Raw genomic sequence first — 13782 nt, forward strand, 5'->3', positions numbered from 1 at the left:
TGTCCTTAAAAACCTTAAATCTCTACAGGCGTGTCGGGGTGGTTGCCCCATTCGCCCCAGGAACCGGCATAGCCCTTGACCCGCGGATAACCGAGCGCCTTGGCCACCAGGTAGGTGAAGCCAGAGCGGTGGTGGGTCTGGCAGTGGGTGATGATTTCTTTGTCTTTGCTGATGCCGAGGTTTTCGAGGATCTGCGGCATGTCGGAGCGGATGCGCAGGTTGCGCGTCTGGTCCATGCCGGCGGTCCACTCGAAATTCACAGCGCCGGGGATGTGGCCGCCTTTGGCTGCCAGGACTTTTTCGCCCGAGTACTCCAGCGGTCCACGGGCATCCCAGATCGCCAGGTCGGCAGCGCCGAGGCGGCTTTGCAGGTACTCGCGAGTGGCGGTGGGTTCGTCGTGCAGGGTCAGGGCGACCGGGCCGCCAGCGGCCGCCGGCACAGCAGTGGACACCGGCAGGCCTTGCGCCAGCCAGGACAGCAGGCCGCCATCGAGGTAGTGATACCGGGTGTGGCCGATGACATCGAGCAGCCAGATGAAGCGCCCGGCCCAGCCGCCGCCTTCATCGTCGTAGACCACATAGACCGCGTTGGGGTTGTGCCCCAGTTCGCCGAACAGCGCTTCAAGCGCGCCTTGGGTCGGCAGCAGGCCCGGTGCGGGAGGCTGGCCGAGCTGGGTGCGCTTGGGGTCGACAAAGTGGGCGCCGGGAATATGGCCGGTGGCATAGCGAGCGGCGCTGGTCAGGTCGACCAGGATCAGTTCGCGGGATTCGAGGCGGTCGAGCAAGTCGCTCGGCTCGATAACCAGCGGCAAGCCAGAGAAGTCAGACATGTGAGGTCTCCAGAGCACAAAGGGGAGGATTGTAGCGCAAGCGTCATTGGCTGCGGTTGGTAAAGCTGTGAAGGGCTTTTTCAATACATTGCGCAGTTTTGCCAAAGGCCTGGACGCTGATTTCCGAGAACGGCCCGCCGCCCTGGTCGGCGGCGATCAGCATCACCACGCGGCCGTTGCTCGAGAGTGAGCGCAGCAGCAGGTGCTCGCCACGGAACAGGCCGCGCAACTGCGGCGGCAGCAGGGCCGAGAATTGCGCGTTGTTGTCCGGGTTCAGGCGCACCTGAGCCGATTTGGTCACCAGGCGTTGCAGCACGTTGCTCTGGCTGACGCGCAGGGTCAGGTTCGCCGACTCCGCAGGCAGGCCGGCAATTTGTTGTGCCCGCAGATTGGCCAGGCCGCGATCGACCATCAGCAGCATCACCCGGCGCATGCCACAGGCCACCAGCGCATCGCAGGCGGCGCTGGTGAGGTGCAGCGCATTGCGAAAGGCGCTCGGTTCGACCAACAGTTGTGCACATTGTTCGCGCCAGTGTCCCAGCGCTTCGGCAGTCGGTGCCGGCGCCGGCAGCAAACCCTTGGGCAGGCGCCGTGCATCCCACGGCCAGAGCAAGGCCTCGGCAGGGTGCCAGAGACCGGGCGCCGCGTCGTTGCGCGCGCTGATCACCGCCTGCTGGTGCAGCTGCTGTTGCAGGTTGTCCATGGGCATTTGCAGATAAAGGCTGGTCAGGTGCTGCCAGCGCAGGCAGTGGGTGCTGTCCCAGGCGTATTGCGCCGAAAGTGCCAGGCCGTTGGCCAGCAACACGCTGTTGGCCGGCTGGTTCAGCCAGCGACGCAGGTCGGGGTCGGCATCCAGGCGTTGTTGCTGATGCAGTGGATGTTCGCTGTCGCGGGCAATGTGCAGGACCTTGACCAGCAGCCGGCGCTCGCTGATCAACAGGCGATAGCCCTGTTGGACCCAGATCGGCAGGTGCCAGACCTCCACCAGTGCCTGGCATATCTCCAGCAACCTGACGCCGAACAACTCCAGCTCGACCTTGTGCGCCGATTCATGCTTGTGGATAACTCGCAGTTCCCACTCTTCCAGCAGCTTCGGCTGGGCCAGGGCCAGGGGCCACAGTGGCGATAGAAACAGCAGACTGCCCCAGTGGATGTCCTGCCAGAGGCGGGCCAGGCGGCTGGCGAAAAAACCATTGGCCTGCTGGCTGGCGTGCTGGCTGATCAGTTGCAGTTGGCGCAGGACCGGCGGGATCTGCCCTTCCGGCAGCGCTGGCAGGCGAGCGAGCAGTTCTTCGGTGCGCTTGAGGCCCAGGCGGTTGAGGGCGACCTCAAGGTTTTCCGCAGGCTCGCTCATGCTGCCGTGGGTATGCCGATTGGCCTCGCGGATGATGCTCAAGGCCAGCGCTGGGCTGTTCTGCATCAGGTCGGCGATATCGCGCAACGAACTGCGGCTGTCGGCGATGGCTCGACAGACTTTGTCGTGGCTGACTTGCGGCACCGGCAACGGCACCCCGTCCAGGAGCTTTATCCAGCCGCTGAGGGTCGTCGGTCGGGGAGTTGGGACTGTCGTTTCATTAGACATGGCTGGGCGCAATCATCGTCTGCTGTAAACACGCCCAGAGCGGGCCAAACTGGCTTTTCGCCTTAACTGGCTATAGTCTGGCGCAGTTTTGCCGATAAGTAGAAGAAGAGTTTTAAGAACTTCCGAATATGACCTTGAACCCGACTCAATAAGTACTCTCCTACCTATGGCTAAAATTATCGGCATCATCGTCGTATTCGCGAGCGTGCTCGGCGGATACGTGCTCTCACACGGCAAAATCGCAGCCCTGATCCAGCCTTTCGAAGTGCTGATCATCGGCGGCGCGGCCTTTGGCGCATTCCTGCAGGCCAACCCCGGCTATATGACGATGCACGTCATCAAGAAATCCCTGGGGATGTTCAGTTCGCGCTTCACCCACACGTTCTATCTGGAAGTGCTGGGCCTGGTGTACGAGATCCTCAACAAGAGCCGCCGCGAAGGCATGATGGCGATCGAGGGAGATATCGAGGACGCTGCCGCCAGCCCGATTTTCGCCAAGTACCCGGCGGTGCTCAAAGACGCCCGCATGACCGCTTATATCTGTGACTACCTGCGCATCATGTCCTCCGGCAACATGGCTCCCCACGAGCTTGAAGGCCTGTTCGACATGGAGCTGTTCAGCATGAAGGAAGACCTCGAGCATCCTTCCCATGCGGTGACCGGCATCGCCGACGCCATGCCCGGCTTCGGTATCGTTGCCGCGGTATTGGGGATCGTGGTGACCATGGCTTCCCTGGGTGAGGGCGACCAGAAGTCCATCGGTCTGCACGTAGGTGCGGCGTTGGTGGGTACCTTCTTCGGTATTCTCGCGGCGTACGGCTTCTTCGGCCCGCTGGCCACCTCCCTGGCCCACGATGCCAAGGAAGAACTGAACGTCTACGAAGCCATCAAGGCGGCCCTGGTCGCCTCCGCTTCCGGCATGCCGCCATCGCTGGCTGTGGAGTTCGGGCGCAAGGTGCTGTACCCGGCGCACCGTCCAAGCTTCGCCGAGCTGGAACAAGCGGTTCGCGGTCGCTAAGTCATGGAAAATAACCAGCCGATTATCATCAAGCGCGTCAAGCGCTTCGCTGGCGGACACCACGGGGGCGCCTGGAAAATCGCCTTCGCCGACTTCGCCACGGCGATGATGGCGTTCTTTCTGGTGCTGTGGTTGTTGTCCACCGCCACCCCGGAACAGAAGATCGCCATCGCCGGTTACTTCAAAGACCCGATCGGCTTCTCCGAAAGCGGCACACCCTACATCATCGACTTGGGCGGTTCGCCTGAGCTGGCGCCGGACACCACCCTCAACCCCGAGGTGAAGTCCCAGCCACAGCCGGACAAGGTGACGGTCGATTCCGAACAGGTCGAGGGCATGGCCGAGCAGGTCGAGCGCGAACGTCTCGAGCTGTTGTTGCAGGAGCTGCAGAACAAGGTTGAAGAGAACCCGCAGCTGCAGAAATTCAAGGACCAGATCCTGTTCGAAATCACCCAGGACGGCTTGCGCATCCAGATCATGGACGCCGAGAACCGGCCGATGTTCGACTCGGGTAGCGCGCGTCTGAAACCGTATTTCGAAGACATCCTGCTGGCCATGGCCGACACCATCAAAGCGGTGCCGAACAAGATCAGTATCAGCGGCCACACCGATGCCAAGCCGTACTCGGGCGCCGGTGACTTTGGCAACTGGGAGCTTTCGGCCAACCGTGCCAACGCCGCACGCCGCGCCCTGGTCGCGGGCAGCTATCCCGACTCCCAGGTGGCACGGGTGGTGGGGTATGCCTCGTCGTCGCTGTTCGATCGCAAGGACCCGTTCAACCCGGTCAACCGGCGGATCGATATCGTGGTCCTGACCAAGAAGGCACAGCGTGCCATCGAGGGTGAGCAACTGCCGGCCGATGTGCCGACTCAGGGGCAGGGTGCGCCGGGCGAAGTGCCGGGGGCTGCGGCTGATCCGAATGCCTTGCCGCCAGGCGCCGATCCGCTGCCGGCCCATGAAGTGCGGCAGCGCCTGAATATCTTCGAGGATGGGGTGTTGAAGATGGATGAGCCCGGCAAGTCTGGCCAGCCTTCGACCGCACCGGCACCGGCCACGCCACCTGTGGCGCCACCGCCAGCGTCTGCGCCCGCAGCGCCGAAGTAACCCACAAAAAAGGCCGCGATGATCGCGGCCTTTTTGTCAGTGCGGGGTACGACAGGTCAGTAGCTGGTTTCCGGCAGGCTGGCGATGATCGAGCGGTAGCTGTTCATCCGTTGCTGCTGCACGCGGCCATCTTCAAGGGCCTTGAGCAGGGCGCAACCGGGTTCGCGATCATGTTTGCAATCGCGGAAGCGGCAGGTGCCCAGCAGGTCGTTGAACTCGATAAACCCGGCTTCGACATCGGCGCGGCTGACGTGGCCCAGGCCGAATTCGCGAATGCCCGGGGAGTCGATCAATTCGCCGCCACCCGGGAAGTGGAACAGTCGCGCGGTGGTGGTGGTGTGAGTGCCCTGGCCGGACAGCTCGGACAGCGGGCCGACGCGGGTTTCGACTTCCGGCAGCAAGCTGTTCACCAGCGAGGATTTGCCGACACCGGACTGGCCGACGAACACGCTGATGCGCCCGTCCAGTTGGGCCTGCAATTGCTCCATGCCATCGCCGTGGTGCGCCGAGACTTCCAGCAGCGGGTAACCCAACTGGCGATACACCGCCAGCAGAGCGTTGAGTGCCGGAGCGTTCTGCTCGTCGATCAAGTCGGCCTTGTTCAGCAGCAGCAACGGACGGATGCCGGCGTGTTCGGCGGCGACCAGGTAGCGGTCGATCAGGTTGGCATGGGGTTCGGGCAGCGGGGCGAAGACAATCACGATCATGTCGACGTTGGCTGCCACCGGCTTGAGCTGGCCGCGGCTGTCCGGGCGGCACAGCTCGGTGTTGCGTGGCAATTGGGCGACGATCACGCCGATGCCCTGGTTGCCGGCACGCCACACCACCTGGTCGCCCGTTACCAATGCTGGCAGGTTGGCGCGCAAGTGGCAGCGGAATACCTGGCCGGCCAATTCGCCTTCGCGAGCTTCGACTTCGACCTGAACGCCGAAGTGGGCGATCACCAGGCCGGTCTGCTCGGGGCCCAGGTCGCCTCCCTCAAGCGCTTCCACGGCGGATGATTCCCGCTTGGCGGCGCGGGCGGCGCGTTCGCCTTGAATTTTTTCGATGCGCCAGTTTTGGCGACGGTTGAGCTGGCGTTTGGCCATGGGTGTTCCGTGTTGATAATGCAGCAGGATAGGTAAAACGGCCGCGAGTTTAGCACGCCGAGGAGGCCCTCTAGGCTAAACTGCGCAACTACGCCGAGGAGCCCACCCATGCAAAACCCACAGAATCTGATTTGGATCGATCTGGAAATGACCGGTCTGAACCCTGACACCGACGTCATCATCGAGATGGCCACCATCGTCACCGACAGCAACCTCAATACCTTGGCCGAAGGTCCGGTCATCGCCATCCATCACAGTGACGAAGTCCTGGCCGGCATGGACGAGTGGAACACCCGCACCCACGGTGGCTCGGGCCTGACGCAACGGGTCCGCGAGAGTCGCATCAGCATGGCCGAGGCCGAAGCCGAGACCATCGCCTTCCTGGAGCAGTGGGTGCCTCGGGGCAAGTCGCCGATCTGTGGCAACAGCATCTGCCAGGATCGCCGCTTCCTTTATACCCACATGAAATCCCTGGAAAGCTTCTTCCACTACCGCAACCTTGACGTATCGACCCTCAAGGAACTGGCCGCGCGCTGGGCGCCGGACGTGCGCGACAGCTTCAAGAAAGGCAGCACCCACCTGGCCCTGGACGACATCCGTGAGTCCATCGCCGAGTTGCAGCATTACCGCAAACACTTCATCAAGTTCTGATGTCGGGCAGGCCGGCCTGGTCGTCCAGGGCTATTTCCCGGCCTCGCCCTCTTTTGGTGCTCGTGCCAACTGAGTAGACTGCGCGCCTTCCTGCAAGGACCGCCATCATGCTGCTGATGCTCTACCTGATCGCCATTACCGCTGAAGCCATGACTGGCGCCCTGTCCGCGGGGCGCCGCGGCATGGACTGGTTCGGCGTGGTGCTGATCGCCTGCGTCACGGCCCTGGGTGGCGGTTCGGTGCGTGATGTATTGCTCGGCCACTACCCGCTGACCTGGGTCAAACACCCGGAATACCTGGTGCTGACCTCGGTGGCGGCCCTGGTGACGATCTTTATCGCACCGCTGATGCGCCACCTGCGTTCGCTGTTTCTGGTGCTCGACGCCGTGGGCCTGGTGGCGTTTACCCTGATCGGCTGCATGACCGCCCTGGAAATGGGCCACGGCATGTTGGTGGCCTCGGTCAGCGGGGTGATTACCGGGGTGTTCGGCGGGATTTTGCGGGATATCTTCTGCAACGATATTCCGCTGATCTTCCGCCGCGAGCTGTACGCCAGCGTCTCGTTCGCCGCGGCCTGGTGCTACATGCTGTGTATCTACCTGCAACTGCCCAGCGAGCAGGCGATCCTGGTCACCCTGTTCGGCGGCTTTCTACTGCGCCTGCTGGCGATCCGCTTTCACTGGGAAATGCCCAAGTTCGTCTACAACGACGCCGAGTGACGCTTGGCGTGTTGCGCCAGCGCCCACTCCACGTGTTCCTGCACCAGTTCTGATGGATAGTCCCGGCGCGCCTTGAGCGCTTCCAGCACCGGAATGCTCGAGGGCGCATTGCCCAGGCCGACCGCCAGGTTGCGCAGCCAGCGCTCATACCCGGCGCGCCGCAGGGGCGAGCCCTCGGTGCTGCTGAGGAAACGCTCCTCATCCCACATGAACAGCTCGGCCAGTTCGGCGTTATCCAGGTTGTGCCGCGGCTTGAAGTCGTTTTCTCCCGACGGGCGAGCGAAGCGGTTCCAGGGGCAGACGATCTGGCAGTCATCGCAGCCGAACACCCGATTGCCGATCAGCGCGCGCAACTCTTCGGGGATGGCGCTTTTGAGTTCGATGGTCAGGTAGGAAATGCAACGCCGCGCATCCAGCACGTAGGGGCCGACAAATGCCTGGGTCGGACAGATATCGAGGCAGGCGGTGCAGCGTCCGCAGTGCTCGCTGGCGTGGGGCTGGTCCACGGGCAGCGGCAGGTCGACGAACAGTTCGCTGAGGAAGAAATAGCTGCCGGCCTTGCGGTTGAGGACCAGGGTGTTCTTGCCGATCCAGCCCAGGCCGGCCTGTTCGGCGATGGCTTTTTCCAGCACCGGGGCGCTGTCGACAAAGGCGCGATAGCCAAAGGGGCCGATGGCTTGCTGGATGCGCTCGGCCAGTTGCTGCACGCGTTTACGAATCAATTTGTGGTAATCGCGGCCCAGGGCATAGCGTGAAACGTAGGCTTTGGCAGGCTGCGCCAGGCGCTGGGCCATTTGCGTATCGCCTGGCAGGTAGTCCATGCGCAGCGAAACCACGCGCAAGGTGCCGGGCACCAGCTCCTCGGGGTGGGAGCGTTTGCTGCCGTGGGCGCCCATGTAGTCCATCTCGCCGTGGTAGCCAGCCTCGAGCCAGCGTTGCAGGTGCTGCTCGTGCTCGGCCAGGTCCAGGCCGCTGATGCCGACTTGTTGAAAGCCCAACTCGCGGCCCCAGTCTTTGATCGATTGGGCCAGAGCGGGCAGATCGGTGGTAATAGCAGGCATGAGGCGAGAGAAACCGGGGCTGAGGTGCGTATAATTCTGCCAGACATCGGAGCCTGAAGACGCATGCCGCAGACAAAACACGATTTACCCGACGCGCAGTTACTGATGCCCGGCCATTTGCCGAGGCTGGCTGCCCGTTCGCCGGACGCCCACAAGGGCCAGTTTGGCCATGTCCTGCTGATTGGCGGCGATCGCGGCTTTGGCGGCGCGGTGTTGCTGAGCGCGCAAAGTGCCCTGCGCAGCGGCGCTGGCCTGGTGTCCCTGGCGACGCGCAGCGAGCACGTGCCGGCCGCCCTGGCTCGTTTGCCGGAGGTGATGAGCCAGGGCGTGCATTCGGCCAATCAACTGATGGGGCTGCTCGCCCAGGCATCGGTGCTGGTGGTCGGCCCCGGCCTGGGCCAGGCGGCATGGGGGCGCAGCCTGTTGTCGGCGGCGGCAAATGCCTCGCAACCGCAGGTCTGGGATGCCGATGCGCTGAATCTGCTGTCCAAGGGCGGGCTGAGCTTGCCCGAGGGCAGCGTCATTACCCCGCATCCGGGAGAAGCGGCGCGTTTGCTCGGGTTGTCGACGGCCGACGTGCAGGCCGACCGTCCGGCGGCGGCGCGAGCCTTGAGTAAAAAGTATGCAGTGGTGGCCGTCCTCAAGGGGGCGGGTACCCTGATCGCCAGCCCCGACGGCCAACTGGCACGTTGTGATCAAGGCCATCCGGCCATGGCCAGCGCCGGGTTGGGCGATGTGTTGGCGGGCGTGATCGGCGCCTTGCTGGCCCAGGGCATGAGCGCATTTGATGGCGCTTGCCTGGCCGTCTGGTTGCATGCGACGGCGGGTGAGCAGCAAGGCAAGTTGGGCCGGGGGCTGGCGGCCAGTGATCTGATACCGGCCATTTGTCAGTTGTTGGAGGAGCAAGCACCGTGTCTGAACTAACCCTTTATCTGGCCGATGAGCAGGCCATGGTCGAATTGGGTGCGCGAATCGCTCAGGTCACCCGAGGGGTTGGCGTGATCTTCCTGGAGGGCGACCTGGGGGCGGGTAAAACCACCCTGTCACGGGGCATCATTCGTGGTTTGGGGCATGTGGGGGCGGTCAAGAGCCCGACCTTTACCCTGGTCGAGCCCTATGAGATCGGTGAGATTCGAGCGTTTCACTTTGACCTGTATCGCTTGGTCGATCCGGAAGAGCTGGAGTTTCTAGGTATCCGCGATTACTTCGACGGCGATGCCTTGTGCCTGCTTGAGTGGCCCCAACGTGGTGCAGGCTTTTTGCCAAAGCCGGACCTGACCATTACCATTACCCCGCATAACAACGGGCGTTCTCTGCATTTGTTGTCGCAAGGCTCGCGTGGCGAGTCCTGGTGTGCCGCTTTGGCGTTGGAATTCAAATAAATTATGGGGTTAGGTATGCGCATTCGCGCGTTGGTTGCTGTCGTAGGACTGTTGCTTACGGCATTGGCCGTCGAGGCTGTAGCCGCGACACAGGTGCGCAGCGTGCGCCTGTGGCGAGCACCGGATAACACTCGTTTGGTGTTCGATCTGTCCGGCCCGGTTCAGCACAGCGTGTTTACCCTGAGCGCCCCCGACCGGCTGGTGATCGATATCAATGGCGCGACCCTCGGCGGTCCGCTGAACATTGCCACGGCCAACACCCCCATCACGGCCATGCGCTCCGCGCAGCGCACGCCGACCGATCTGCGGGTGGTCATCGACCTGAAAAAAGCCGTCACCCCCAAGAGCTTCACCCTGGCGCCGAACGCGCAATACGGCAACCGCCTGGTGGTCGACCTGTTTGACAACCCGGCTGACGCTGCTCCGCCGCCCACCCCTGCGCCCAGTGTCGCCACGGTCCCGGCGGTGCCGGTCACTCCGGTCGAGCCGGCGATCAAGCTGCCACCGGCGCCTGCCGGCAAGCGCGACATCATTGTGGTGATCGATGCCGGTCATGGCGGTGAAGACCCGGGTGCCTCCGGCTCCCGCGGCCAGCATGAAAAAGACGTGGTATTGGCCATCGCCCGCGAGTTGCAGCGCCAGGTCAATGGCCTGAAAGGCTTTCGCGCCGAGCTGACCCGTACCGGCGATTACTTCATTCCGTTGCGTGGCCGTACCGAAATCGCCCGCAAGAAGGGCGCCGATCTGTTCGTGTCGATCCACGCCGATGCCGCGCCGTCGGCCGCCGCCTTCGGGGCCTCGGTGTTTGCCCTGTCGGACCGTGGCGCCACTTCGGAAACAGCCCGTTGGCTGGCGGACAGTGAAAACCGTTCCGACTTGATCGGCGGGGCCGGCAACGTCAGCCTGGACGACAAGGACCGCATGCTCGCCGGGGTATTGCTCGACCTGTCGATGACCGCCTCGCTCACTTCCAGCCTGAATGTCGGGCAGAAGGTCCTGAGCAACATCGGCCGGGTCACGCCGTTGCACAAGCAGCGGGTGGAGCAGGCCGGGTTCATGGTGCTGAAGTCGCCGGATATTCCGTCGATCCTGGTGGAAACCGGCTTTATCTCCAACGCCAACGAGGCCTCCAAGCTGGCCGCCGCCAGTCACCAGCAGGCCCTGGCGCGTTCTATCAGCAGCGGTATTCGTCAGTTCTTCCAACAGAATCCGCCGCCGGGCACCTACATTGCCTGGTTGCGCGACTCCGGGAAAATCGCCCAGGGCCCGCGTGATCACCGGGTCAGCCCGGGGGAAACCCTGGCCATGCTCGCGGTGCGTTACCAAGTGTCGGCGGCCACCCTGCGCACGGCCAATAACCTGAAGACTGATGAACTCAAGGTCGGGCAGACCCTGACCATCCCAGGCACTGAACTGGCGTCCAAGCAATGAGTGATACGGTCCTGAACAACGCGCGCATCGAGCTGCTCAGCCCGCGCCTGGCGAACCAGATTGCCGCAGGTGAGGTGGTCGAGCGTCCGGCTTCGGTGATCAAGGAGCTGCTGGAAAACAGTCTCGACTCGGGTGCCAAGCGCATCGACGTGGATGTGGAGCAGGCCGGCGTCAAGCTGCTGCGAGTGCGTGACGATGGTCGCGGGATTTCCGCTGATGATCTGCCGCTGGCGTTGGCGCGACACGCCACCAGTAAAATCCGCGATCTCGAAGACCTAGAGCGGGTGATGAGCCTGGGGTTTCGTGGCGAGGCCCTGGCGTCCATCAGCTCCGTGGCACGCCTGACCCTGACCTCGCGCACCCGCGACGCCGAGCAGGCCTGGCAGGTGGAAACCGAAGGCCGGGACATGGCGCCTCGGGTCCAGCCCGCAGCACACCCGGCCGGGACCTCGGTTGAAGTCCGCGACCTGTTCTTCAATACCCCGGCGCGGCGCAAGTTTCTCAAGGCTGAAAAAACCGAATTCGATCATCTGCAGGAAGTGATCAAGCGCTTGGCGCTGGCCCGTTTCGATGTGGCCTTCCACCTGCGACACAACGGCAAAAGCATCCTCAGCCTGCACGAAGCCAATGATGACGCGGCCCGCGCCCGGCGCGTGGCGGCGGTCTGCGGCGCGGGCTTCCTCGAGCAGGCATTGCCGATCGAGGTCGAGCGCAATGGCCTGCACCTGTGGGGCTGGGTCGGGTTGCCGACCTTCTCCCGTAGCCAGGCGGACCTGCAGTACTTCTATGTGAATGGCCGCGCGGTGCGCGACAAACTGGTGGCCCACGCGGTGCGCCAGGCTTACCGCGACGTGCTGTTCAATGGTCGGCATCCGACCTTTGTGCTGTTTTTCGAGGTCGACCCGTCGGTGGTCGACGTCAATGTGCACCCGACCAAACACGAAGTGCGCTTCCGTGACGGGCGCATGGTTCACGACTTTCTCTATGGCACCCTGCACCGCGCCCTGGGCGATGTGCGCCCCGAAGACCACCTGGCTGCGCCGGCCGCAGTCGCGGGCATGGTCCGGCCAACAGGCATCGACGCCGGTGAATTCGGCCCCCAGGGTGAAATGCGCCTGGCGGCCCATATGGCGCTGGAGCAACCGCAAACCCAGCCGGGCTTGAGTGCGCCGGGCACTGGGGCGGGGGCCGGTTATCAGTATCAGTACACGCCGCGTCCACAGGCGGTCCTGCCGGCGGCAGAGGCGCAGAGTGCCTATCGCGAGTTTTACGCGCCCTTGCCCGACGCCGGCGGCGTTTCGCTGCCCGAAGGGCAAGGGGATATTCCGCCCCTGGGTTATGCCTTGGCGCAGCTCAAGGGGATCTACATCCTCGCGGAAAACGCCCAGGGCCTGGTGCTGGTGGATATGCACGCGGCCCACGAACGGATCATGTACGAGCGCCTGAAGGTGGCCATGGCCAGCGAGGGCTTGAGTGGCCAGCCGCTGCTGGTGCCGGAGTCGATCGCCGTCAGCCAGCGCGAAGCCGACTGCGCCGAAGAGCACGTCAGTTGGTTCCAGCGCCTGGGCTTCGAGCTGCAGCGCCTGGGGCCCGAGTCGTTGGCGATCCGGCAGATTCCGGCGTTGTTGAAGCAGGCTGAAGCCAATCGCCTGGTACACGACGTACTCGCTGACCTGATGGAGTACGGGACCAGCGACCGGATCCAGGCCCACCTCAACGAATTGCTCGGCACCATGGCCTGCCACGGCGCGATCCGCGCCAATCGGCGCCTGGCCCTGCCGGAAATGAACGGTTTGCTGCGCGACATGGAAAACACCGAGCGCAGCGGCCAATGCAACCATGGCCGACCGACCTGGACCCAATTGGGCCTGGACGATCTGGACAAACTATTCTTGCGCGGTCGTTGATGAGCCAGCTTCCTCCAGCGATCTTCCTGATGGGCCCGACTGCTGCTGGCAAGACCGACCTGGCCATCGAACTCACCAAAGTCCTGCCTTGCGAGCTGATCAGTGTCGATTCGGCGCTGGTCTATCGTGGCATGGACATCGGTACGGCAAAGCCTTCCCGGGAACTGCTGGACGAGTTTCCACACCGTTTGATCGATATTCTCGACCCGGCCGAGAGTTATTCCGCCGCCGATTTTCGTAAAGACGCCCTGGCGGCCATGGCCGAGATCACCGCGCGCGGCAACATTCCGCTGCTGGTGGGCGGCACCATGCTTTATTACAAAGCGTTGGTCGAAGGGTTGGCGGATATGCCCGCGGCTGATCCGCAGGTCCGTGCCGAGCTTGAGGAAGAGGCCGCACGCCTTGGCTGGCAGGCCCTGCACGATCAGTTGGCGGCAATTGATCCGGAGTCGGCGGCAAGAATTCACCCCAATGACCCTCAACGCCTGACGCGGGCGCTGGAAGTCTATCGGGTCAGTGGCCTGAGCATGACCGCTCACCGCCAGCGACAATCTGCGCAAAGTACTGAAGCAGCCGCTTCGGGACAGGGACAATTGCCCTATACTGTCGCGAACTTGGCCATCGCTCCGGCGAATCGCCAGGTACTGCATCAGCGGATTGCACAAAGATTCACACAAATGTTGGAACAGGGATTCATCGACGAGGTCGTAGCTCTGCGTTCAAGAAGTGACCTGCATGCCGGGTTGCCGTCTATACGTGCGGTGGGCTATCGCCAAGTCTGGGATCATCTGGATGGCAAGCTGACGTCAGCCGAGATGCAGGAGCGGGGCATCATTGCCACGCGCCAATTGGCGAAGCGCCAGTTCACCTGGTTACGCAGTTGGGCTGATTTACACTGGCTGGACAGTCTGGATTGCGACAATCTGCCACGCGCCTTGAAATACTTGGGAACGGTCTCCATATTGAGCTGAGTCCTTGCAATTGCCGTCTATCCTTGGGGGTGTGGCGG

The 13782-nt window shown here is 63.2% G+C and carries 13 protein-coding genes; 9 read left to right on the top strand and 4 right to left on the bottom strand.

The genetic code is table 11. The features are described 5' to 3' along the window. Positions 1-14: 14 nt before the first annotated feature. Together MF4836_RS05770 and MF4836_RS05775 are read right to left on the bottom strand one after the other, a co-directional pair. Positions 15-830: a rhodanese-like domain-containing protein gene (locus MF4836_RS05770; RefSeq protein ID WP_078469543.1), complete on the bottom strand. Its 816-nt coding sequence runs from the start codon at positions 828-830 to the stop codon at positions 15-17. Between the two features lie 43 nt (positions 831-873). Further along, positions 874-2412, bottom strand: coding sequence for an HDOD domain-containing protein (locus MF4836_RS05775; RefSeq protein ID WP_078469544.1), 1539 nt, complete (start codon positions 2410-2412; stop codon positions 874-876). A gap of 166 nt (positions 2413-2578) precedes the next feature. On the opposite strand from MF4836_RS05775, the gene motA reads away from it, so the two are divergent. Together motA and motB are read left to right on the top strand one after the other, a co-directional pair. After that, on the top strand, positions 2579-3430 hold the full coding sequence (motA, locus tag MF4836_RS05780; protein ID WP_020299448.1) for a flagellar motor stator protein MotA: 852 nt from the start codon (positions 2579-2581) through the stop codon (positions 3428-3430). Between the two features lie 3 nt (positions 3431-3433). Continuing rightward, positions 3434-4534 (top strand): flagellar motor protein MotB, encoded by a 1101-nt coding sequence (gene motB / locus MF4836_RS05785; protein ID WP_078469545.1) that lies wholly within the window; start codon positions 3434-3436, stop codon positions 4532-4534. Positions 4535-4590: 56 nt separating this feature from the next. On the opposite strand, the gene rsgA is transcribed toward motB, so the two are convergent. After that, positions 4591-5622: a small ribosomal subunit biogenesis GTPase RsgA gene (gene rsgA / locus MF4836_RS05790; protein WP_020299446.1), complete on the bottom strand. Its 1032-nt coding sequence runs from the start codon at positions 5620-5622 to the stop codon at positions 4591-4593. A 108-nt stretch (positions 5623-5730) separates the two neighbouring features. On the opposite strand from rsgA, the gene orn reads away from it, so the two are divergent. Next, positions 5731-6273, top strand: a complete 543-nt coding sequence (gene orn, locus MF4836_RS05795) for an oligoribonuclease (protein ID WP_020299445.1) — start codon at positions 5731-5733, stop codon at positions 6271-6273. 104 nt (positions 6274-6377) lie between these two features. Next, entirely contained in the window at positions 6378-6992 is a 615-nt protein-coding gene (locus MF4836_RS05800; RefSeq protein ID WP_178102921.1) for a trimeric intracellular cation channel family protein, read from the top strand. Here MF4836_RS05800 and queG read toward each other — a convergent pair. Then, complete coding sequence (gene queG / locus MF4836_RS05805) at positions 6974-8053, bottom strand: tRNA epoxyqueuosine(34) reductase QueG (protein ID WP_078469547.1); 1080 nt, start codon at positions 8051-8053, stop codon at positions 6974-6976. The genes MF4836_RS05800 and queG overlap by 19 nt on opposite strands. A gap of 63 nt (positions 8054-8116) precedes the next feature. Between queG and MF4836_RS05810 the strand changes: the two genes are divergently transcribed. From MF4836_RS05810 to miaA, 5 genes are read left to right on the top strand one after another with little or no spacing between them, the layout of a single operon-like run. Then, the gene (locus tag MF4836_RS05810; protein WP_078469548.1) at positions 8117-8977 is read left to right on the top strand and encodes an NAD(P)H-hydrate dehydratase; all 861 of its coding nucleotides are present in this window, start codon (positions 8117-8119) and stop codon (positions 8975-8977) included. Then, positions 8965-9435 (top strand): tRNA (adenosine(37)-N6)-threonylcarbamoyltransferase complex ATPase subunit type 1 TsaE, encoded by a 471-nt coding sequence (tsaE, locus tag MF4836_RS05815; protein WP_020299441.1) that lies wholly within the window; start codon positions 8965-8967, stop codon positions 9433-9435. The genes MF4836_RS05810 and tsaE overlap by 13 nt, the downstream gene beginning before the upstream one ends. 3 nt (positions 9436-9438) lie before the next feature. After that, a complete protein-coding gene (locus MF4836_RS05820) occupies positions 9439-10866 on the top strand; it encodes an N-acetylmuramoyl-L-alanine amidase (protein WP_201129193.1) in 1428 nt (475 codons plus the stop codon). Next, entirely contained in the window at positions 10863-12773 is a 1911-nt protein-coding gene (gene mutL, locus MF4836_RS05825; RefSeq protein WP_078469550.1) for a DNA mismatch repair endonuclease MutL, read from the top strand. The genes MF4836_RS05820 and mutL overlap by 4 nt, the downstream gene beginning before the upstream one ends. Continuing rightward, a complete protein-coding gene (gene miaA, locus MF4836_RS05830) occupies positions 12773-13744 on the top strand; it encodes a tRNA (adenosine(37)-N6)-dimethylallyltransferase MiaA (protein ID WP_078469551.1) in 972 nt (323 codons plus the stop codon). Before mutL ends, miaA begins: the two co-directional genes overlap by 1 nt. The last annotated feature ends 38 nt before the right edge of the window (positions 13745-13782 follow it).

It is taken from the genome of Pseudomonas sp. MF4836, assembly GCF_002018875.1.
Taxonomy (GTDB): domain Bacteria; phylum Pseudomonadota; class Gammaproteobacteria; order Pseudomonadales; family Pseudomonadaceae; genus Aquipseudomonas.